Here is a 20,879-nt window from a genome sequence, read left to right as displayed (position 1 = left end):
GCGACTTTTCTCTTCAAATAGGAGAAGAAGGTCGCTTTTTCATTTGGTTAGCTGTGGCTTAACAAAAAGGATTATGATAATATGAGTAATTAAAACAGAGAGAAAAGTGGAGAGTGAGGAACGTAACGTGAAAGTAGCAAAATTTGGTGGCTCTTCAGTTGCCAACGCTGAACAAATTCGAAAAGTGGCCGCGATTATTCAAGCGGATGAAGACAGAAAGATTGTTGTTGTTTCTGCACCAGGAAAACGTAATAAAGAAGATGTCAAAACAACAGATTTATTGATTGAATTGGCGCAATATTGCATGGATGGAAATGAAGCTAAACAGGAACAATGGCTCGAAAAAGTTGTTGATCGTTACGCACAGATGGTTTCTGATTTAGGACTTGATGAAGCCACCACAATTGAGATTCGCAATGACTTAGTCAATCGTATTCAAGCACCATATAAAAGTGCTCATCAATTACTAGACTCACTAAAAGCAAGTGGGGAAGACAATAACGCAAAATTAATTGCTGCTTATTTTTATTCCATTGGCATGAAGGCGTCTTATGTAAATCCAAAAGATGCTGGATTACTTGTCAGTGATGAGCCAGGGAATGCTCAAGTACTACCCGTTGCCTATGAACGCTTACATCAGTTAAAAGAGCAAGAAGGTATTATTGTTTTTCCTGGATTTTTTGGCTTTTCTGAGAATGGTACACTCGTGACCTTTCCACGAGGCGGTTCCGATATTACCGGTGCTATCTTAGCGGCTGCTGTGAATGCTGATCTTTATGAAAATTTTACAGATGTTGATTCTGTATACGCAGCTAATCCAACGATTGTGGAAGACCCGTTTGAGATTAAGAAGATGACCTACCGAGAAATGCGTGAACTGTCTTATGCTGGTTTTAGTGTCTTTCATGACGAGGCTCTTATTCCAGCGTTTAGAAATGGCATTCCTGTTTGTGTTAAGAATACAAACAATCCTAAAAGTGAAGGCACGTTGATTGTGGCAGAGCGAGAAGTGTATGATAACCCTGTTATCGGTATTGCTGCAGATGAAGGGTTTGCGACCATTTATGTGCGTAAGTATTTAATGAACCGCGAAGTAGGATTTGGAAGACGATTATTAGAAATATTAGAGGATAGCTCGATTTCGTTTGAACATATTCCGACTGGCATTGATGATACGAGTGTTATTATTCGTGAAAGTCAACTGACAGAAGATGTAGAAAAACAAATAATTGACCGTATTAAAACAGAATTACAGGTGGATGATGTCCATATCGAACGCGGCTTTGCAATGGTGATGCTTGTTGGAGAGGGCATGCACAATTCAATTGGTGTTATTTCAAGAGCATCAGGTGCATTATCGAGAAGAAATGTGAACATAGAAATGATCAACCAAGGTTCTTCAGAAACAAGTCTAGTATTTGGCATTCATCAAGAAGATGCGAAAACGGCTGTTCAAGAGCTTTATCAAGAATTTTTTAGCACACGCGTTCTTGCCTAATAAAAAAGCGCTCTAAACGGAGACATTCGTTTAGAGCGCTTTTGTGTTATTCTTTCGAAGGTTGATGAAGCTTTTTGAGTTCTGTCTGAATGATTTCAAGTTGTTGTTCTAATCGTTTCATGTCTTCTACTGTAGCTGGTGCTTGATTTGTTTCTTTACCTTCATCTTCCTCTGAGTCATTCGCCTTATCGACGTTATTAACGATAACGCCAATAAAAAGATTGAAGATAATAAACGTACCTACAAGTACAAAGGAAACAAAATAAATCCAAATCCATTGATTGTACGCCATTAAGGGACGCATGATACCACTTGACCAAGAATCTAACGTGACGATTTGGAACAACGTGAGAATGGTCCTTTGTAAATTTCCAAAGTATTCAGGTGCAATTCCACTGAATAACATCGTTCCGATGACTGCAAAGATGTATAGAAAGATCCCCATTAAAAACAGGATATTTCCAAGTGACGGAATGGTCATAACAAGAGCATCCACTAATCGACGAAGAGAAGGAATAACCGAGATGGCGCGTAACACCCGTAACACTCGAAGGACTCGAAGAACGGTAACGAAATGGCCACCAGTAAACAAATGTCCAGCTAAAATAATGATGGTGTCAAACCAATTCCAGCCATTCTTAAAGAACGAACGGACAGAAGTTGAAAAAAAACGCAGCACAATTTCAATAGTAAAGAGCCACAATAAAAAACGATCGGCAAGATAAAAAAAGAATGAATAGTTTTCGTAGATGGAGTCGTATGTTTCGATTCCAACTAATATAGCATTTGCAATAATTAAAATAATAACAGTTGCTTGAAATGCTTTATGGTTTACGATGGTATGTAATCTCTTTCTCAAACGAAATGCCCCTCTCCATTTCCTTCAACTATCATAGCAAGAAAAAAGTTGAAGGAAAAGAAGAATCCATTGTAAGCTATAGCATACAAAAGAAGAAAAGGAATTGTGGTAGTAAATGAAAACAATATGGATTACAGGTGCTTCAAGTGGATTAGGTGAAGCAGTGGTCAATCAATTAAAGAAAAATCATGTTCAGGTTGTTAAACTGGCAAGTCGTTATCAGAACTTAACAGAAACGGAACCGAACGTGTTTGAATGCAAACTTGATTTAAGCGACATTTCGTCTATTCATCATGCTGTTACTCAACTTGAAGAGGCAAATCTCATTCCAGATACCGTCATAAATAATGCTGGTATTGGACAGTTTGCTGAATCGTGGAAGATTGCCGATGAAGACGTACAGCGGGTTTTCCAAGTCAATATTGTTGGTCTAATACAGTTTACGAACCAATTCATTCCTTTAATGATCGCAAATGGGAACGGTCACATCGTTCAAATTGCTTCTCAAGCAGGGAAAGTGGCAACTGCGAAAGCGAGTGTATATGCAGCGACAAAACATGCGTTAATTGGCTACTCCAATGGGCTAAGACTTGAATTAAAGTCGTATGGAATTGATCTATCTGTTATAAACCCAGGACCTATTCAAACACCCTTTTTGCAAAGTGCTGATAAAAGCGGTACGTATGGTGAAAAGATGAGCGCTCATTTATTGCAACCAGAGGAAGTAGCTAAACGAATCGTGAAAATGCTGAATACAAAAGAAAGGGAAATCGATTTGCCAAAGTATATGACAGTAATAGCGAAAGTCTATCAACTCGCACCGGCTATAGTAGAAAAATTAGGCAAACGTTTTTTTTATAAAAAATAATAAAATACTGTTTAAGTAAGAAAAATGAGAACATCTTTTAAAACGTCCAGTTCCTTCAAAAAGAGGCACTTTTGGCTTTTTCAATGAATAGCATAGGTTAGGAGTGAGGAAATGTAAGGTTGTATAGGGCCGTTACATTCCAGAAGGAGCTGGTATTCAGATGTGCGGGATTACAGGGTGGATTGATTGGCGGCGAGATTTAAGACGCGAGAAAAAAGAAATAGAGCAAATGGCAGCGACGTTAAACCGAAGAGGGCCTGATGCATTAGAGTCATGGACGGAGAAACAAGTGGCATTTGGTCATGCGCGCTTAATTGTTGTTGATCCTGCAGGTGGCATACAGCCAATGACGCGGACAGTTGCAGGCAAAACGTATACGATTGTCTATAACGGCGAACTGTACAATACAGAAGATATCCGAACAGAGTTACAACAATACAATCATACGTTTTTAGGGCATTCAGATACAGAAGTGTTATTAAAATCATATATACAATGGAAAGAAGCATGCTTACAAAAATTTAACGGTATTTTTGCCTTTGCCATTTGGGAACATGATACACAAACCTTATTTATGGCACGAGATCGAGTGGGTGTTAAGCCGCTATTTTATACGGTAAAAGACGGGTTTTTAGTGTTTGGCTCAGAATTAAAAAGTATATTGGCTCATCGAGACATTAAGCCGATTGTAGATCGTACGGGCTTGGCAGATATAATGGGGTTAGCGCCATCGCGATCGCCAGGAAATGGTATTTTTAAACATGTTCATGAGTTAAAACCAGCTCATTTTTTAGTTTATACAAAAGATGAGCTACGCTTGCGTCGTTATTGGCAACTCAAAAGTGAACAACATACCCATAATGTCAAAGAAACCGCCGCACATATCCGACAGCTGTTGGAAGATAGTGTTTCTAGACAGCTTTTTGCTGATGTTCCGGTTGGGATGTTTCTGTCAGGTGGGATTGATTCGAGTGCGTTAACAGCGATTGCTGCAAATCATTATAAACAGGAAGGAAAAGGGGCGATTGCCTCCTATTCTGTTGATTATGAAGAAAACGATAAATATTTTAAAGCAAGTGCCTTTCAGCCTAACGCAGATGGAGAATGGATTAAGAAAGTATCGAGTCACTGCCAAACGAATCATCGAAACTGTGTCATTCAGAACATCCAGCTTGCTGAGTTATTAAAAGAAGCCGTACTCGTTCGCGATACCCCAGGAATGGCAGATGTTGATTCTTCTTTGCTATGGTTTTGTAAAGAAATTAAAAAAGATGTAACGGTAGGCTTATCAGGTGAATGCGCCGATGAGATTTTTGGTGGGTATCCATGGTTTCATAAACCAGAGGTAATGAATATAGATGGGTTCCCATGGATGAGATCCATAGACGAGCGTAATATGTTATTAAAAGATGATTGGAAGAAGAAGCTTGATTTAAAGAACTACGTCTATGAACGGTATAAAGAGACGATTAACGAGACGCCGAGGTTTTCAAACGATACAAAGGAAGAAGCAAGAAGACGTGAAATTTCGTATTTAAATATGATTTGGTTTATGACAAACTTACTCGATCGAAAAGATCGTATGAGTATGGGGGCATCGTTAGAAGTGCGAGTTCCCTTTTCTGATCACCGCTTAATTGAATATGTCTGGAATATTCCATGGGAGATGAAAATACATGGAGGTAGGGAAAAAGGCATTTTACGAAAAGCATTAGAAGGATTGTTGCCTGATGACGTGCTTTACCGTAAGAAAAGCCCGTATCCTAAAACACATCATCCAGATTATACAAATGCTGTAACGAAGGAAATTCAAGCGATTGCAGCTCAATCTGACTCGCCTTTATTTGATTTTATTGAACGTAAGGAATTAAAAAATATTGCCGATTCGGGTGGTTTTGATACAGGAAAGCCATATTTCGGTCAATTGATGGCAGGTCCACAGTTATTAGCACATTTCATCCAAATGGATTTCTGGCTTAAACACTACCAAATTAAAATTGAGGATGCGTAATAGAGAGGACCAGGAGTGTTTAAAAACCCCTGGTCTTGTTATAGTTCTTTTTTCAATCGATTTGCCCGTAACCAGAGTCGATAACCGCCATAGACGAATAAAAGAAAGGCTAAGTAATAAAAAATGACAATCACTAATTGTTGAGGATCATTAAATAGTGTGTACCCAACTGTGGCAAATAAAATCATCGAAGGAACCTTACCTAACGAAGAAGCCACAATATAATGCATTGGTGGAACTCTGCTTAGAGCAGAATAGGTATTAACAAGAATGGAAGGGATTATGGGAATTAATCTCGTAATAAATATAGTCATAAACGCGTTTTTCTCAAATAAACTAGTTATTTTCGATGTAAGTTGGTAACGATGCATCATCTTAAGCCCTATGTCTTGATAACCGTACCGAATAAAGGTAAAAAAGAGTATAGAGGCAATGGAAGAGCCTAACCAAGTAACCAGACTACCAAGATACGGTCCGTATGCTGCTCCAATTAGTCCACCAATGAGTGGGTACGGAATAACAGGAAATAAAGAGAGTAAAGTGGCAATTAATGTAGTTAGAATAATGGATTGATCACCTAGCGTCTCAATGGCACTGAGAAAGTGATTTTGATACATTAAAACAAGTGTGCCTAATCCCACTAAGAAGATGGATACGATGATTTTCTTTTTCATGCTTCACCTCATAGATTGATTCGTTCTTAGTGTAACAAAAGATAAGCTATAAAAGGAGATAGAGATGCGTTTAATTTTTGACACTATCTATGAAACTGTTAAACAGATTCCCGCCGGAGAAGTTGCTTCATACGGTCAAATTGCCCGATTAATTGATGCTCCCCGAAGCGCCCGGGTTGTTGGTTGGGCGATGCAAAAGGCACCAAAAGGAGTACCGGCACACCGTGTTGTGAAAAAAGATGGCAGTGTAAACGAAGGTATTTTATTTCAAGGCTCTTTTACCCAAAGAGAGCTTTTAGAAAGAGAAGGAGTCCGTTTTTACAAAGACGGTAGAGTTGTGATGGTATCACATAGTTGGAAATAACTAGGTGTTTTGAAATCTATAAATTTGGGTATGTAGAACAAGAAAACGTAAATTGAATTAGGGTGGATGAATGAAAAAAATTACAATCATAGGTGCTGGACCTGGTGGTTTAGCAACAGCATTATTACTAGCAGGTAAAGGGTATGAAGTAAAAGTTGTCGAAAAAGAAGCATATGTTGGGGGACGTACATCAAGCTTTGAGCAGAATGGCTTTACGTTTGATCGTGGGCCAACATTTTTTAGTATGCCGCACCTCTTAGAAGACATGTTTGCTCAAGTAGGTCGAAAACTATCTGATTATTTAACGCTCAAAGAAGTAGATCCTTTATACAAGTTACAATTTGATGATGTAGCGTTTGTTCCGCATCGGGACGAGGAACAAACGTATCGTGACATTGAACAGTTGTTTCCATCAAATGGAGCTGGGTATAGTCGCTTTATGAAAGAAACACGAAAGAAAATGAATGCACTCATGCCACTCTTACAAAATAAGCATAACTCTCTCTTTGACTATACAAGATTACGAGCATTAAAAGCTTTGCCTAGCTTGTCGTTAGGAAAAACGCTTTACGATGAATTAAGTAAGTATTTTACAGATGAACGCTTAAAGCTATCGTTTACGTTTCAGTCCAAGTATTTAGGGATGTCTCCATGGGAATGCCCTGGAGCATTTAGTATATTGTCGTTTATGGAACATGAGTATGGAATTTACCATCCAATAGGTGGAGTCAACCAAATTACAAAAGCTCTCGCAAGAGCTTTTACGGAACTAGGTGGGACAATTGAATTAAATCGCCCAGTCAAAACTATTATCGTTAAAGAGGGGCGCATTCACGGCATAACCTATGAAGATGGTGAGAAGGAACAGACAGATGAACTTGTGATTAACGCTGATTTTGCTTACGCCATGAGTGAGCTGGTGGAAGAAAAGCATTTAAAAAAATATACGCGAAAAAAGCTTGAAAAGAAAAACTACTCTTGCTCTACGTTTATGATTTACGCCAATGTGGAAAAAGTGTATGAGGAGCATCATCATACGGTTTTATTTGCGAGTGATTATCGGAAAAATGTTGAAGAAATAACGGGGTCAAAAACATTATCAGCTGATCCATCTATTTATATCCATAACCCAATTGTGACAGATCCAACACTTGCACCGGAAGGGAAATCACCCCTTTATTTGTTAGCGCCAGTACCAAATAACTTTAGTAAGCTTGATTGGGAAGAGAAAAAGGATGCGTTTGCAGAGCTGGTGTTTGATCAAATTGAGAAAAAATCTGGTTTTAAAGATTTAAGACGTCATATTTCGTCCTACTCAATACTAACACCGAATGATTGGGAGCAACGTTTTAATGTGTACAAAGGCGCAACGTTTAACCTTTCTCATAACTTAGGGCAAATGATGTATTTTAGACCACACAATCAATTTGAAGAAATAGAGAATTGTTGGTTAACAGGCGGTGGCACTCACCCAGGAAGTGGACTACCTACGATTTTAGCGTCAGCAACCATTACAGCAGATGGTATTTTCAAAAAGGATAAGAAAGGAATTCTCATACAATGAAATCAATCGTTGTTGGCAGTGGAATAGGTGGTTTAGTATCGGCTTTATATTTAAGTCAGGATGGAGATGATGTGATTGTTCTTGAGAAGAATGATTATATTGGGGGGCGATTAACGTTTCATACTCATGGATCATTTAAAGTAGATCAAGGTCCAACCATTGTTCTTTTACCGGAGATGATTACGTCTATTTTAGAAGAGGCAGGTATGGATACCCAAGGGCTAGATTTTATTGACATCGACCCCCTTTATAAGATGAGTTTTCCTGACGGGACAGATTTCTGGAAATACCGTGACCTTAAAAAGCAAGAAGAAGAAATAAAACAAGTATTTCCTGGTGAAGAGGGGCAATTTCCTCAGTTTATGAAGTCGATGGAACATCACTTTACAAAAGGAAAAGCTGCATTCTTAGATAAGAGCTTTAATCGAAAAAAAGATTTCTACACGGTGACGAACTTAAAAACGCTATACGAGTTAAAAGCCTATCAATCTGTAGACAAAATGATTCGTCAGTTTTTTACACATAAACGGCTACAAAATGCATACAAGCTTCAATCTCTTTATATAGGTGGGAACCCTACTAATTCGTCTGCCCTATATTCACTTGTATCTTATAGTGAGCACGCCCACGGGATTTGGTATTTACGAGGTGGTTATGCTTCTTTAATAGAGGAAATAGTGGAAGAGCTTAACAACCGAGGAGTTGAATTCGTATTAAATGCCGAGGTAAATGAAGTGCTTTACGAAGGTAGTGTTGTTAAAGGAGTTAAAGTTGACGAGACGGTTTATCAAGGTGATCGTTTTATTATGAACATGGATTTCCCTATAGCAGAAGCTCTCGTTGAACGAAAACCGGTTAAGAAGAAGTATGTTCCCTCTTCAGGTTGTTTGCTTCTCTATGTAGGCTTAAAGAAAATATATAAAGAAAACCCTATGCATCAATTTTTAATGTCTGACGATTTTGATCAGCATATGAACGATGTTTTTTATTCACGGGAATTGTCGACACTGCCGTCGATTTATGCTTTTCACCCATCGGTTCTCGATGAATCATTAGCTCCAGCAGGAAAAGGCGTCCTTTATGCGTTAGTACCTGTACCAGCAAAAATGACAGATGACCAGTGCAACGAATTGGTAGACATTGTGCTAAATGAACTAGAGCAGCGTGCGTTTCCAGAGCTGAGAAGCCAAATGGAATGGCTTGATATTCGTACTCCTCATGATGCGAAAAAAGCTGGTCTATTCGAAGGAGGAAGCTTTGGACTTGCACCAACTGTTACACAATCAGCTGTATTTAGGCCGCAATACCAACCATTTAAAGCAAAAAACATCTACGCTGTTGGTGCTTCTACCCATCCAGGGGGTGGCATACCCATTGTTATGCAAGGAGCAAAATTGTTAGCGAATGAACTTCTTCAAACGCCAATAAAGGCTATGACGAGTAGATGAGATATGGAGGAGATGCTATGAATACAAAGGATGCTTATGAAATATGCCATACCATTATTAAACAGCATTCTAAAACATTTGCTAAAGCCTTTAGTACGTTACCTCAGAAAAAAAGGCAAGCTGTGTGGGCGATTTACGCTTTTTGTCGGACAGTTGATGATATAGTTGATGAAGGGCAATCCCCTTCAAGTGAACTGGAGCAATTCGAAGATCAATTCAACCGGTTTATACGAAAGGAACTACCTTTAACAGACCCTAAATGGATTGCATTAGACGACGTTTTTCAACGGTTTGACATGGATGCAACCCCTTTCTTTGATATGATCAAGGGACAGCGAATGGATTTATATGTAAAACGGTACGAAACGTTAGAGGAAGTAGAACAATACTCGTATCACGTTGCGAGTACAGTTGGGTTGATGCTTTTACCTGTTCTAGCTCCTAGCAACCATCAGCAATTGCATAATAGTGCGATTGCGTTAGGGAAAGCGATGCAGCTTACAAATATACTTCGAGATATTGGCGAAGATTTAAACCGGGATCGTGTATATTTACCGAAAGCTATAATGGATGCATACGGTGTAGCAGAAAAAGATCTACTGATTGGAGAGCAAGGAACAGCGTTTATTAACATGTGGGAGCACATTGCTGCGCGGGCGGAAAATCTTTATCAAGAGGCATTTAACGATATGCATCTCTATCCAGTTGACGCAAGACTTCCTGTTCAGGGAGCAGGGATGATGTACCGTGCAATCTTAAAAGCGGTACGGTTAAATCAGTATAATGTGTTCTCTCAAAAATCATTTGTCACAAAAGGTGAAAAAGAAATGATTTTAAATGAGCTAAAAGCGTAAGCGATTCTGTAAGACTATAGAGGTAAGACAAACCGTGGTATTCTCCCTTCAAAGTGGGCACTTTGTTAACACGCAACTACTTTGGAGGGACTTTATGTTTCGAAACATTCGTTCTGTAAAAGGTAGTTCCAGTTTGCGAAAAGAAGTTTTAAAAGTGTGAATAATGAGGAAGGAAAGTGAATGTAGATGAAAGAAGAAGAACGAATATTAAAGGGTCAATTATTTTCTCCAGCAAACGAAGAGTTACAAGCAATTAAATTACGTTCTCACAAGCTCAGTAATAGGTATACTCAATTGCCAGAAGAAAATCGAGAAGAACGAAATAAGATTTTAAATGAACTAGTAGGGAGTATAGGGGAGAATAGCTTCATTTTAGGTCCTGTATTTTTTCATTATGGTATCCACACCACTATTGGGAAGCATTTTTTTGGTAACTATAATTTGACGATACAAGATGATGCGCTTGTAACAATTGGTGATTACGTCAGTTTTGGACCAAACGTAACAATTGTTACGCCTATTCATCCACTAATTGCTTCAGAGCGTAGGCAAATGATTGACGCTAATGGAGAGTCAAAAGCTTTGTGCTATGCAAAGCCTGTTTCGGTTGAGAATGATGTTTGGTTGGGGGCAAATGTGACTGTCTGCGGTGGCGTCACTATTGGAGAAGGTTCTGTGATTGGAGCTGGTAGTGTTGTGACGGGGGATATTCCTGCTCACTCACTTGCGGCTGGTGTTCCATGCAAAGTGATTCGTACGATAACGGATGCAGATAGTATGATGTATAAGCCTGAAATTCTTGGTGGCTGTCAGGTGCTGAAATAAGACCTGGTTCGGTTTGATCATGTTTCTATAAGGCGTAGTACATGAAAAGGTTGTGTAACGACCCAATGAAAGAGCCTGCCAACTGTCTTAATACGTTGGCAGGCTACATGAGCTTAAATCGTTATTTTAGGTTTTTTTTCATGAGGTTAGCTGCATTTCGTCCACTTTGTACAACCATTGGTGACCCTCCGCCTGGATGAGTAGAACCACCAGCAAAGTATAAATTTTTTATATCTTTTCCTTTCGTAGCAGGACGGTTAAACGCTTGCGAAAGAGAATGAGAGGTGTAACCGTACAGTCCACCAAAATAAGAGTGGAATTCTTCGGAAAGTTGTAGAGGTGTAATAACAAGGTCGTCAATAACAAACTTTTTAATAAAAACACCTTTTTTCTCTAACTGCTTATACACCCAATTTTTTAAGTCTTCTTTATCAACGTATCGGTTCTCGTTTGTTAACGACGGGGCGTTGACAAGAATAAATAGATTATCCCCTCCAGTATTGGCGACTGCAGTCGTATCTACTGTAGAAGAGTTACTTATGTATATGGTTGGGTCCTTTGGGTACGACTTGTTGGAAAAGAGATCTTCGAATTCCTTTTCGTAATCATTGCTAAAGTAAACTTGATGGTAATGATTTGCGGCGGTTTTCCGGTTCGTAGCAGCTAAAATGACAAATGCAGAACTAGTAGGTTCTTTTACGTGTCGGTCCTCTGTAAACAAAGGGCGATAAGCTTTGGCGACAAGCCTAGGATAAACCGTTAAGTAATCACCATTTAACAAATAGCTATCATAGTGTAGCTTCCCATAGCTTTTAGTCGATAAAGACGTGATCGTTTGCTTTTCATTAACATGTAGCTGTGTTACTTCTTCGTTAAAATGAAAAGTTACGCCTAATTCCTGCGCTCGTTTGTGAAATGCTTCGGCTATTGTCGGATTGCCGCCTGGAACGTAGTACACACCGTCCACATATTCCAAATACCCAATCATCGCGAATGTAGCCGGCGTTAAATACGGCGAGGAACCAATGTATGTAGCATAGCGATCAAGCATTTGGACGATCCGTTTATCTGTAAAAAAGGATTGATGAAAGTCGTGCATCGTTGTTAGTGGCTTTACAGCTGAGATTGAGCGAAGCAGTCGAAGTGAAGCGTACTCCTGCAGGCTAGAGAACGTTCGCGGAAAAAATTCATTCACAGCATGTGTATATAACTTCGTGATACTCTTCACGTAGGTATCATAGTGGTTCGCACGAATGCCAAATGTAGCAAGCTGTGCAACCATACTTTCGCGATCACTTGAAGAGAGGAAAGTAGAACCATCAGCAAAATAATTCATCGTATGGCTTTCTAATTTCTTAAATTGAACATAGTCGTCTGGATTTGCTCCGCTTACGGTAAAGATTTCTTTGAACACATCTGGCATTGTTAGCGTGTTTGGTCCGAAATCAAACCGAGCGCCTCCAACGTGATAACGTTTCATCTTTCCTCCAGGGTAAGAGTGTTTTTCAAACACATCCACTTTATATCCATAGGAGGCAAGTAGAACAGCAGCAGCAAGCCCCCCTAATCCAGAGCCGATAATAGCAATTGACTTCATTTATACACTCTCCCTTTCCATGTATAGCCAGCTCGTTTTGAACGTATCATTGAATAAAGCAATAGACTCATAAGACTTAAAGCAGAGAACGGTACGAGCAAGCTTATGACGAGTCGTTGTTTGGCTTGAGCGTTTATCCAAATCATTATTAAGACCGTAAGCACGTACGGAAAAATAAACTGGAATTGCAAGGTTAACAGACCGTATAGTGCTAAAAAGAACGGTGTGACAAAAGCAATGAGATAAAATAGTAGTAAACAATAACCCAAGATGTAAGAACGACCAATACCAGGGAAGCTATTCTTCGAAAACCCTTCCCACACCTCGCTATTCGTTTCATACATTACACATGATGCCACTCCTGTATTGTTGACGAGCCGCGTAGGGAAACCTGCTTCCTTACAGTTGCGCATGAGCTGAATATCTTCTATCAAAGAATGATAAATTTCTTTGTGTCCACCTATCGCTTCATAACAAGCACGTGAAAAAAACAAGAAAGATCCATGTGCAGCCGACGCCATAGGCATACGAGTATAATTTGCTAAAAAAAGCGGGAGATGCAAATAAATAATGACATGCTGCATTGGTACAAGAAGCTGACATAACCAAGCCGTTCCTTTAACAGGGAATTTAGGGAATCCCGAAACAAGGCCAAGCTGTTTTGGACGAGCTTGCTGAAGTAAAGCTTCAATTGTATGTGGTTGAATCATAATATCTGCATCTAAAAAGAAAAAATAATGCCCGTGTGCATGACAACTCAATTGGTGGCAAGCATGTACTTTTCCAACCCACTTAGCAGGTAGTTCTTTGCCTTCTATTATGGAAGCATTTGGTAAGAGATGAATCTTTTCCTCTAAACGCAAGCGTGTGTCATCCGTAGATTGGTCATTTAGGAAGAGAAACTCTACGTGTTGGTAAGTAAGCTGAGATAGGCTATGGATAAGCGGTGCCACATTCTTTTCTTCATTCCGCATCGGGATAAGAATGGAGACAAGGTCTTGTTCTTGTGCGTTCTCCTCCACAGGTCTCTGTCGTAATCGAGGCATAAAAAAAGAGTTAACAAGCACCCAAACAAGGATGAAACCTAAGCCAACGTTAAGAATATTGATCATATTTGTCGCCTCTTTGTTTAAACAAATTTAATGAAGTACTGTATAACGGGAGTAATCGTTTTGAATAATTGCCTCCCGCTGTTTGTCGAGTTGAGAAGTAAGTAGTTTTTCCACTTGTATCGTTTTCTCCTGTTTTGAGCCTTGAAAGCTTGTTACTGGCTGACTAGAGCCGATGTGAATGAACACATTAGGTTTACGCTTATTTGCAAAAAAATACGAAAGGGTGACAGGTATGATGACTGTTTGTGAAGATGCATGTTCACTAAGCCAGCCAATGCCATTTAAAAAGTCTAGCGGCCGTTTTTCTAATGCTTGCTCTTCTCCTTGAGGAAAGAGCCAAACGGCATGACCATTCTGTAATTGCTCCTTTGCATAGTGCAGTGAAGTCATCATTTCTTTAGGTTTTGAAGGGTTGATTGAAAATGCTCCAAAGTAACGAAAAAATGAGTATGTCTTTAGACCTTTTTCTGACATCATCATATAAAGGGGTTGCGTGATCTGTTTCTTTGTAAGAAGAAGTGCAAGCATTCCGTCCCACCAACTAGAGTGATTAGCAATAATTAAACTAGGCTGATTGGGAGAGATCTCTTGATCCACTCGAACATAGATGTTTGCAAAAGACCGTTTTGCTAAAAACACGCGTACATAAAAACGAAAAAGGGTAAGGGCAACTGTGTTTCGCTTTGCTCTAATCATTGACTCCTCCTAGTGCGTTTATACACCCATACTAACGCACTCATTAACACGATCGTAAGGAGAGGTGCAAAAAAGATGTTGTTGATTAAGGCAATGATGCTAAACATAGCGATCATTAAGATGTAGAGCAGCACCATCCGTGAGTGCCAATAAGGATGATAGCTCTTAGTGCGTTTTAAATACCGTACACCAATCCATAGCAATGCATGTAATGTGAGGGCAATAAAAAACCATCCGACGAAATTTGAGAAAGGAATACCGTAGTACAAACCATCTCCGTGCCACACCCAATACTGCTTAACGTTCGCGGCAACAGGATCAAGTATTAAGTCCATGATCACCGCGGCAAGTGCGCCAACAATGGCGTAGATTATCCATTGGAAAAAAGGCTGCTTCACTACAAGAGCCATTGGCTTTATTAATGCGTGTGTGGTTGCAATGACCATTAGCCAGGCGGTGCCTATAGTTAATGGTATGTCTGCTATGTATAGACCGAAATCTGGGTTATAAAAATAATGACCAAAGAAAAGCCCGTATTGGACACCTAAATATTCAACTAGAATGGTAGAAAAGAATACAAAAAAGCTAAACAAAAGTCCGAAAATCTTATACTCACGGTAGAAATAAAAACCACCCAAAACGCCAGCTGCAATCAAAAAGACAGCATTTGCCCATTCTAGCCATGAAGGCAACAAATTAAATCCAACTAAAAGAACACCACAACTATACCAAAGAATAAAAAAACGAAACAGAATACGATCTACAATAAAAATCAACCTCCAACGATATAATTGGTTTACCTTAGTGTATTCCCGTACCACTAGAATTACAAACGTGAAGCAATGTCGCTTTCTTGAGCCGGTTGTTTAATGTAGCAAAAACCGGGAATAGTATAGATTGACATAACTGCTTAAATCAACGTAAAATACGATTTTATGAGGGTGAAAGCCCCATTGATAAAGGGAGTGGAATGAATGTTAAAGAAACTTTTTGGAAAGAAACAGGTTGAACCGGAAACACTAGTAGCACCAATGAATGGAACTGCTGTTGCGATAGAGGAGGTCCCAGATCCAACTTTTGGTGAAAAAATGATTGGTGATGGTTTAGCAATACAGCCGACAGAAGGCAAAGTCGTCGCGCCAATAGGGGGTAAAGTGGTACAAGTCTTTCCTACAAAGCACGCATTTGGAATCGAAACAGAGAATGGAGCAGAACTACTCGTCCATATCGGTCTTGAAACAGTCGCAATGAATGGAGAGGGTTTTACAGCTCATGTTCAAGAAGGTGACAAAGTAAAAGCTGGCGATGTGCTAATTGAATTTGATCTTGAACTTGTTAAAGAAAAAGCTTCAAACACCATTACACCAATTGTTGTAACAAACCATGATCAGTTTACGATTGAAAAAATTGCAGAAGGCACTGTTGTGGCAAATGAAAGCCCATTTTTAAAACTAACAAAGAAGTAAAACTGTAAGAGATGGTGTTGCCGTCTCTTACAGTTTTTTTCAAGTGGAGTGGATTCTTCACCTGTCCAACGGATTGTTTTTCTATCGTGTTAAAACAAAAAAAGTTGTTCACTAAACTTTTTCTAGCGTAATGAGAATGAACCTGTTAAACTACGGAAAGATTGGGTTCATATCGAGTCCAATAGATACTGTTGTATTGGAGTGAAGTGCTTTGCTAGTAACGGCTTTAATAATCTTTTTTGCGCAATTGATCTATGTTCCGATTTTGACATTACGAACAATTATGATGGTAAAAGGATTGAAACACCGTGCTGCTGGAATGGGCATTTTGGAAGGTGCTATATATGTCGTTGCGATCGCTATTATCTTTAATGATTTATCAAATTATTGGAATATGGCGGCATATGCATTAGGCTTTGGTATTGGACTATTCTTAGGTGCTTTAATAGAAGAAAAATTAGCAATTGGCTATGTGAGTATAGAAGTTAATATTCCAGAAAAAAATCAACCTCTAATTGATCGTTTACGAGAACTTGGATTCAGTGTATCGAGTTCGTATGTAGAGGGAATGAATTCAAATCGTTGTCAACTTGATTGCACAGCAAGAAGAGACCGTGAAAAAGAATTTATCGAAGTTGTGTCATCTTATGAGCCTGCTGCGTTTATTGTTTCATTTGAACCGCGTAATTTTAAAGGTGGCTATATTACAAAAGCGATGAAACGAAGAAGAGAGCGTTATTTAAAGCGGAAACAAAAGGCTGAGAATTCAGTTAATTAAGTGGTGTAGGCGTTTAATCTTGACAGTTTGCCTGATTTTCTAGATGATTAGGCTAATCTTTTGGTTAGAGGGAGGATAAGGAAATTGGCGCATATAGAGGCAGTTTACTACGTTACAGAAGAGAAAGAGCATATTGAATTAAAAGCTGAAAGAATGGCAACAGGTTTGACTGCAAAGCCTTGGCAGGAAATGCCCGAATCGGAGAAAGAACAGAGTTTAGCGTATAAGGGAAAAGTGGTATCAATAAAAGAAGATGAGGCGTATGGACCAGGTTTTATCGTTACTATATCATTCCCAGTCGCGTATGAAGTTCCCGATTTTCCTTCTATTTTGACGACAACGTACGGAAGGCTTTCATATGAACCAAATGTCAAGTTAATAGATCTTCAATTTTCAAACGATCTTGTGCGTTTGTTCCCAGGACCTCGACTTGGAATTGAGGGCATAAGGGACCTAGTTGATGTACATAATCGGCCATTAGCCATGAGTGTAGCGAAAGGCGCCATTGGTCGTTCCGTTGATTCATTTCACGAACAAGTACTTAGTCATTGTTACGGTGGAATTGATATCATTCAAGATGATGAGCGTTTGTTTGAACATGATTGGACGCCACTTGAACAACGGGTGCCGGTTGGTTTAGCGGCGATTGCTGAAGCAGCAGAAAAAACAGGGAGAACACCTCTTTATGTGGTAAATGTGACAGGTAAGACGTTTGAGCTTAAAGAGAGAGTAAAAGAAGCCATTGGACTTGGTGCTCCTGCCATTTTGCTAAATGTGTTTGCCTATGGTATCGATGTCCTTCAAGGATTACGGGAGGATGAAGAAATAGACGTACCGATCTTCGCTCATTCCTCTTTGGCAGGAATGATGATTCGCTCTAAACAACACGGAATTTCTTCACGACTTTTGTTGGGCAAATTAATGCGTATGGCTGGAGCTGATGCCGTCCTATTTCCTTCCCCGTATGGACGCATGGGTATTAATCATGAAGAAGCACAGCACGTAAAAGAACAACTAACACAAGACTTAACAATGAAAGCAACGTTTCCGATTCCGTCAGCGGGAATTGACTTCAATACAATTGAAAATGTTAAGAATGATTTTGGAAAAGAAGTTATTGTTAATTTAGGTGGTAGCGTTCATCGGTATACAGGCGGTATAGAGGAAGGTGGAAAAGCGTTTATTCGTGCCATTGGTTCAAATTAAAAAAAGCGGCGTAAGCCGCTTTTTTATATGTCTGTTGTGCCTAATGAATCACGGAAGATAAATACGAGGATTGCAACGACAAAACAGTAAACAGCGAAATAGACAAGCTTGCTTTTTCGGACTAAATTAATGAAAAAGACGATCCCAATCCAAGAAGCAACAAATGTAACGAGAAAAGAGAGTCCTAAAGCTGTAACAGTCGTTTGTTCCAATAATTCTCCAGATGTTAAATCACGAATGGCTAGAACTGACGAACCTAAAATAACAGGAATGGATAAAAGGAATGAAAATCGAACTGCTGTTTCTTTTGAAAGCCCGGCAAACATTCCAACAATGAGCGTTGTACCTGAACGCGATAAGCCTGGAATTAAGGCAAGACATTGACCAAGACCAACAAAGATCGAATCCCAAATGGTCATTTCTTTCTCTGTCCGGTTCCCTAGTTTGACAAAACGCTCTATAATGATAAGAAATAGACCCGTAATCGCTAACGCAAGGGCAATAAAAATCGGTGCTCGAAAGGTTTCGCCTATGTAGTCTTCAAACAAAATACCGGCAATACCAGTAATACCTGTCGCGACAATCAGGTAAACCGCAAACATAAACATGGAGCGATTTTGGGGCGTCCGGTTAGTGAAAAATGCAAAGAATCCTCTAATAATCTCATAAATATCTTTACGGTAATAAAGAATAACGGCTAATACAGAAGCCAAATGCAGTAAAATTTCAAAGCTGAGCCCTTCAAATGTCATGTTAAACATGGATTGAACAAGAATAAGGTGAGCAGAACTTGAAATCGGTAAAAATTCCGTTATTCCTTGTACTAGACCTAATATGATTGCCTCTAGTAAAGTCATTTCACAATTCCCTTCTAAATAAAGTAAGCTTGTGCGACACTTGCTTATTTTAGCAGACTTTCTAGAACTCGAAAAGAGGTGTCCGTATGAAATATAAACGAATTATAACGCTTATTGTGGTATTGCTTGCTATAGCCGCAACGGCGTATGTGCTCATTGATCGTCAATCAACATCTGGGCCATTACAAACTGGTGATCGAATGCCTAATATAAGTATGAAAAATGACGGTGGAGACGTTGTTTCGTTAGCAGATTTTCAAAATGATGTCATTGTCCTCAATGTATGGGCGTCATGGTGTGAGCCTTGTGTAAGAGAAATGCCTGAATTAATGGCGTTTAATGATACAAACGATACAGTTGACGTTGTGACGGTTAATATGCTCACGAAAGAGTATCGAGCATCGGATCCAGTGGAATTTATAGAAGAAATAGGGTTGACACTACCAGTTCTGTTTGATGAAGATGGTGCTTTTATACGAGAAGTAGAGCCATCTCGTTTACCGATGACCTACCTTTTAGATTCAAATTATCATATTCAAGATGTTATAATTGGAGAGATCACACAAGATTTATTAATGGAGCGCATTTCTACTGCGTTTGCAAGCTAGTGTTATTTAATTCGCTTGACTCCTTTTTTTATGTGACGGTATCCATGTTCAAGTCGAATCCATTCATGTACAAACGTATAATGCAATGCTGCTTTTTTAAGTTCTAATAATACATCGTTTTTCGAGCCGGATAGATAAACTTGCTTAGATTGAATGTGTTTTTTCAAGACTAATCACCTCCATATCATTTTAGGAAAACAATAATCTGCTTATACATAGGACATGTTAGGAGAATGCATTTCATGACAACTTTTTCTGAAAGAACAATTAAGAGTGAATCAATTTATAAAGGAAAAATTATTGATGTTTCGATAGCGACGATAGAAAGAGAAGATGGGGAACGAGCGAAAAGAGAGCTCGTTAAACATCCAGGAGCTGTAGCGATTATAGCAGTTACAGATGAGAACAAACTTGTCCTCGTCGAACAGTATCGAAAGGCACTTGAGAAACCGATTATTGAAATTCCTGCTGGGAAAATTGAAGTAGGAGAAGAGCCGATAAAAACAGCTTATCGTGAACTGAAAGAGGAGACGGGTTATAGTACAGCGAGATTAACGGAAATTGCTTCATTTTATACGTCGCCAGGGTTTGCGGACGAAATTGTCTATCTTTATGAAGCGTCGAGCTTAGAGGAAGGCGAACAGCAGCTTGATGACGGAGAGTATGTTCATGTGGTGACGAAATCATTAGCTGAGTGTGAAGAATTAATAAAAGAGCAGCGCATACACGATGCGAAAACGATGTATGCTATTCAATATTTAAAGTTAAAAGAAAACTAAACAATAGACATAGCCATCCTTCCTTCAACATATAGTGGAAAAAGGAGGGACAGGCTATGAAACGTATTGAATTGCTTCAACAATTAATGAATCATATGAAACAAAGGAAATCGGTTTATTTGTTTGTTAGTATTTTGTTTTTAATGGGGATTATCTTTGGAGCATTTCTTGTTAATAGCATTAGTCTAACTCAGCGGCACGATTTATTTTTGCATTTAAGCCAGTTCTTTCATGAGATGAATAACGGACACATTGAAGCAACTGCAAATGAATTGTTTGTTAATAGCATTGTGCATTATAGTAAATACATTGGTCTTCTTTGGATATTAGGAATTTCTATGATTGGTTTACCTATTATTTTCATCTTGTTGTTTATGAAAGGAATTGTCATTGGATTTACCGTTGGGTTCCTCGTTAATCAAATGGGCGCTCAAGGATTTGTTATTGCGTTTGTTACGGTCTTTCCGCAAAACATCATTTTAATTCCTGTTTTCATAGCTGTTGGTTGTTTAAGCGTTCGTTTTTGTATTCGATTGTTTAAACATACGTTTATGAAAGGAATTCATGAACCTATTTTCCCTCATTTTCTCAGTTACACCGTAACGATTGTGTGCTTATTAGCCGTAACCTTTATTGCAGCACTTTTTGAATCATATGTGGCGCCATCATTGTTGAAATGGACACTATCACTATTTTAGATCAATTCTAAAATAGTAATTAATATTCATTTTCAATTTATAATAATTATCAATTGACAACGGTTTTCTTCCATTTTATAATAAAGAAACTAGATCGCTTGGACGGAGGAGGCTGTT

General features: G+C 39.0%; 22 protein-coding genes. 14 read left to right on the top strand and 8 right to left on the bottom strand.

The window, feature by feature from the left end; translation table 11 throughout:
- The first annotated feature begins 127 nt into the window (after positions 1–127).
- Complete coding sequence (locus BK583_RS12420; protein WP_055735983.1) at positions 128–1,498, top strand: aspartate kinase; 1,371 nt, start codon at positions 128–130, stop codon at positions 1,496–1,498.
- Positions 1,499–1,544: 46 nt separating this feature from the next.
- Here the strand turns inward: BK583_RS12420 and BK583_RS12415 are convergent, their stop codons facing one another.
- On the bottom strand, positions 1,545–2,357 hold the full coding sequence (locus tag BK583_RS12415; protein ID WP_055735982.1) for an ion transporter: 813 nt from the start codon (positions 2,355–2,357) through the stop codon (positions 1,545–1,547).
- A gap of 115 nt (positions 2,358–2,472) precedes the next feature.
- Between BK583_RS12415 and BK583_RS12410 the strand changes: the two genes are divergently transcribed.
- Positions 2,473–3,225, top strand: coding sequence for an SDR family NAD(P)-dependent oxidoreductase (locus tag BK583_RS12410; RefSeq protein ID WP_055735981.1), 753 nt, complete (start codon positions 2,473–2,475; stop codon positions 3,223–3,225).
- Between the two features lie 160 nt (positions 3,226–3,385).
- Entirely contained in the window at positions 3,386–5,236 is a 1,851-nt protein-coding gene (gene asnB / locus BK583_RS12405; protein WP_055735980.1) for an asparagine synthase (glutamine-hydrolyzing), read from the top strand.
- A 38-nt stretch (positions 5,237–5,274) separates the two neighbouring features.
- On the opposite strand, the gene BK583_RS12400 is transcribed toward asnB, so the two are convergent.
- Positions 5,275–5,910, bottom strand: a complete 636-nt coding sequence (locus tag BK583_RS12400; protein WP_055735979.1) for a TVP38/TMEM64 family protein — start codon at positions 5,908–5,910, stop codon at positions 5,275–5,277.
- A gap of 64 nt (positions 5,911–5,974) precedes the next feature.
- Here BK583_RS12400 and BK583_RS12395 point away from each other — a divergent pair, with 64 nt between their 5' ends.
- The 5 genes from BK583_RS12395 (at position 5,975) to BK583_RS12375 (ending at position 10,965) form a co-directional block, all read left to right on the top strand.
- Positions 5,975–6,274 carry an MGMT family protein gene (locus tag BK583_RS12395; protein ID WP_038479147.1) on the top strand — a complete coding sequence of 100 codons (300 nt, stop codon included), beginning with the start codon at positions 5,975–5,977 and terminating at the stop codon, positions 6,272–6,274.
- Between the two features lie 70 nt (positions 6,275–6,344).
- Entirely contained in the window at positions 6,345–7,838 is a 1,494-nt protein-coding gene (locus BK583_RS12390) for a phytoene desaturase family protein (RefSeq protein WP_055735978.1), read from the top strand.
- Positions 7,835–9,286: a phytoene desaturase family protein gene (locus tag BK583_RS12385; RefSeq protein WP_038479153.1), complete on the top strand. Its 1,452-nt coding sequence runs from the start codon at positions 7,835–7,837 to the stop codon at positions 9,284–9,286. Before BK583_RS12390 ends, BK583_RS12385 begins: the two co-directional genes overlap by 4 nt.
- Positions 9,287–9,303: 17 nt before the next feature.
- A complete protein-coding gene (locus BK583_RS12380; RefSeq protein WP_055735977.1) occupies positions 9,304–10,140 on the top strand; it encodes a phytoene/squalene synthase family protein in 837 nt (278 codons plus the stop codon).
- Positions 10,141–10,326: 186 nt separating this feature from the next.
- Positions 10,327–10,965, top strand: a complete 639-nt coding sequence (locus BK583_RS12375) for a sugar O-acetyltransferase (protein ID WP_055735976.1) — start codon at positions 10,327–10,329, stop codon at positions 10,963–10,965.
- A 121-nt stretch (positions 10,966–11,086) separates the two neighbouring features.
- Here BK583_RS12375 and BK583_RS12370 read toward each other — a convergent pair whose 3' ends face one another.
- From BK583_RS12370 to BK583_RS12355, 4 genes are read right to left on the bottom strand one after another with little or no spacing between them, the layout of a single operon-like run.
- Complete coding sequence (locus BK583_RS12370; RefSeq protein ID WP_055735975.1) at positions 11,087–12,562, bottom strand: phytoene desaturase family protein; 1,476 nt, start codon at positions 12,560–12,562, stop codon at positions 11,087–11,089.
- The gene (locus tag BK583_RS12365; RefSeq protein ID WP_055735974.1) at positions 12,559–13,674 is read right to left on the bottom strand and encodes a glycosyltransferase family 2 protein; all 1,116 of its coding nucleotides are present in this window, start codon (positions 13,672–13,674) and stop codon (positions 12,559–12,561) included. The genes BK583_RS12370 and BK583_RS12365 overlap by 4 nt, the downstream gene beginning before the upstream one ends.
- A 27-nt stretch (positions 13,675–13,701) precedes the next feature.
- Positions 13,702–14,370 (bottom strand): lysophospholipid acyltransferase family protein, encoded by a 669-nt coding sequence (locus BK583_RS12360; protein ID WP_055735973.1) that lies wholly within the window; start codon positions 14,368–14,370, stop codon positions 13,702–13,704.
- On the bottom strand, positions 14,367–15,146 hold the full coding sequence (locus BK583_RS12355; RefSeq protein ID WP_055735972.1) for a carotenoid biosynthesis protein: 780 nt from the start codon (positions 15,144–15,146) through the stop codon (positions 14,367–14,369). Before BK583_RS12355 ends, BK583_RS12360 begins: the two co-directional genes overlap by 4 nt.
- 198 nt (positions 15,147–15,344) lie before the next feature.
- On the opposite strand from BK583_RS12355, the gene BK583_RS12350 reads away from it, so the two are divergent.
- From BK583_RS12350 to BK583_RS12340, 3 genes are all read left to right on the top strand, one after another.
- Positions 15,345–15,836, top strand: coding sequence for a PTS sugar transporter subunit IIA (locus BK583_RS12350; protein ID WP_055735971.1), 492 nt, complete (start codon positions 15,345–15,347; stop codon positions 15,834–15,836).
- A 211-nt stretch (positions 15,837–16,047) separates the two neighbouring features.
- A complete protein-coding gene (locus BK583_RS12345; protein WP_035394095.1) occupies positions 16,048–16,614 on the top strand; it encodes a DUF2179 domain-containing protein in 567 nt (188 codons plus the stop codon).
- Positions 16,615–16,698: 84 nt separating this feature from the next.
- A complete protein-coding gene (locus BK583_RS12340; RefSeq protein ID WP_038479172.1) occupies positions 16,699–17,820 on the top strand; it encodes a 2,3-diketo-5-methylthiopentyl-1-phosphate enolase in 1,122 nt (373 codons plus the stop codon).
- 23 nt (positions 17,821–17,843) lie between these two features.
- Here the strand turns inward: BK583_RS12340 and BK583_RS12335 are convergent, their stop codons facing one another.
- Positions 17,844–18,677 carry an undecaprenyl-diphosphate phosphatase gene (locus BK583_RS12335; protein ID WP_038479175.1) on the bottom strand — a complete coding sequence of 278 codons (834 nt, stop codon included), beginning with the start codon at positions 18,675–18,677 and terminating at the stop codon, positions 17,844–17,846.
- 86 nt (positions 18,678–18,763) lie between these two features.
- Between BK583_RS12335 and BK583_RS12330 the strand changes: the two genes are divergently transcribed.
- Entirely contained in the window at positions 18,764–19,285 is a 522-nt protein-coding gene (locus tag BK583_RS12330) for a TlpA family protein disulfide reductase (protein WP_055735970.1), read from the top strand.
- 2 nt (positions 19,286–19,287) lie between these two features.
- On the opposite strand, the gene BK583_RS20735 is transcribed toward BK583_RS12330, so the two are convergent.
- Positions 19,288–19,452, bottom strand: coding sequence for a hypothetical protein (locus BK583_RS20735; protein WP_158318516.1), 165 nt, complete (start codon positions 19,450–19,452; stop codon positions 19,288–19,290).
- Positions 19,453–19,527: 75 nt separating this feature from the next.
- Between BK583_RS20735 and BK583_RS12325 the strand changes: the two genes are divergently transcribed.
- Positions 19,528–20,064 carry an NUDIX hydrolase gene (locus BK583_RS12325; RefSeq protein ID WP_055735969.1) on the top strand — a complete coding sequence of 179 codons (537 nt, stop codon included), beginning with the start codon at positions 19,528–19,530 and terminating at the stop codon, positions 20,062–20,064.
- Positions 20,065–20,120: 56 nt separating this feature from the next.
- A complete protein-coding gene (gene spoIIM / locus BK583_RS12320) occupies positions 20,121–20,762 on the top strand; it encodes a stage II sporulation protein M (protein ID WP_038479181.1) in 642 nt (213 codons plus the stop codon).
- The last annotated feature ends 117 nt before the right edge of the window (positions 20,763–20,879 follow it).

The organism is Shouchella oshimensis (assembly GCF_002019765.1).
Classification (GTDB): domain Bacteria; phylum Bacillota; class Bacilli; order Bacillales; family Bacillaceae_D; genus Shouchella; species Shouchella oshimensis.
Note: the sequence above shows the minus strand (reverse complement) of the source record. Positions and strands in the feature narration are given on the sequence as shown.

Excerpts from the sequence above, each read along its gene's own strand:
- BK583_RS12330 (WP_055735970.1), top strand. The coding sequence starts at position 18,764 with ATGAAATATAAACGAATTATAACGCTTATTGTGGTATTGCTTGCTATA.
- BK583_RS12390 (WP_055735978.1), top strand. The coding sequence starts at position 6,345 with ATGAAAAAAATTACAATCATAGGTGCTGGACCTGGTGGTTTAGCAACA.
- BK583_RS12380 (WP_055735977.1), top strand. The coding sequence starts at position 9,304 with ATGAATACAAAGGATGCTTATGAAATATGCCATACCATTATTAAACAG.
- asnB (WP_055735980.1), top strand. The coding sequence starts at position 3,386 with ATGTGCGGGATTACAGGGTGGATTGATTGGCGGCGAGATTTAAGACGC.
- BK583_RS12370 (WP_055735975.1), bottom strand. The coding sequence starts at position 12,562 with ATGAAGTCAATTGCTATTATCGGCTCTGGATTAGGGGGGCTTGCTGCT.
- BK583_RS12410 (WP_055735981.1), top strand. The coding sequence starts at position 2,473 with ATGAAAACAATATGGATTACAGGTGCTTCAAGTGGATTAGGTGAAGCA.
- spoIIM (WP_038479181.1), top strand. The coding sequence starts at position 20,121 with ATGAAACGTATTGAATTGCTTCAACAATTAATGAATCATATGAAACAA.
- BK583_RS12360 (WP_055735973.1), bottom strand. The coding sequence starts at position 14,370 with ATGATTAGAGCAAAGCGAAACACAGTTGCCCTTACCCTTTTTCGTTTT.
- BK583_RS12350 (WP_055735971.1), top strand. The coding sequence starts at position 15,345 with ATGTTAAAGAAACTTTTTGGAAAGAAACAGGTTGAACCGGAAACACTA.
- BK583_RS12325 (WP_055735969.1), top strand. The coding sequence starts at position 19,528 with ATGACAACTTTTTCTGAAAGAACAATTAAGAGTGAATCAATTTATAAA.
- BK583_RS12335 (WP_038479175.1), bottom strand. The coding sequence starts at position 18,677 with ATGACTTTACTAGAGGCAATCATATTAGGTCTAGTACAAGGAATAACG.
- BK583_RS12365 (WP_055735974.1), bottom strand. The coding sequence starts at position 13,674 with ATGATCAATATTCTTAACGTTGGCTTAGGTTTCATCCTTGTTTGGGTG.
- BK583_RS12395 (WP_038479147.1), top strand. The coding sequence starts at position 5,975 with ATGCGTTTAATTTTTGACACTATCTATGAAACTGTTAAACAGATTCCC.
- BK583_RS12375 (WP_055735976.1), top strand. The coding sequence starts at position 10,327 with ATGAAAGAAGAAGAACGAATATTAAAGGGTCAATTATTTTCTCCAGCA.
- BK583_RS12400 (WP_055735979.1), bottom strand. The coding sequence starts at position 5,910 with ATGAAAAAGAAAATCATCGTATCCATCTTCTTAGTGGGATTAGGCACA.
- BK583_RS12385 (WP_038479153.1), top strand. The coding sequence starts at position 7,835 with ATGAAATCAATCGTTGTTGGCAGTGGAATAGGTGGTTTAGTATCGGCT.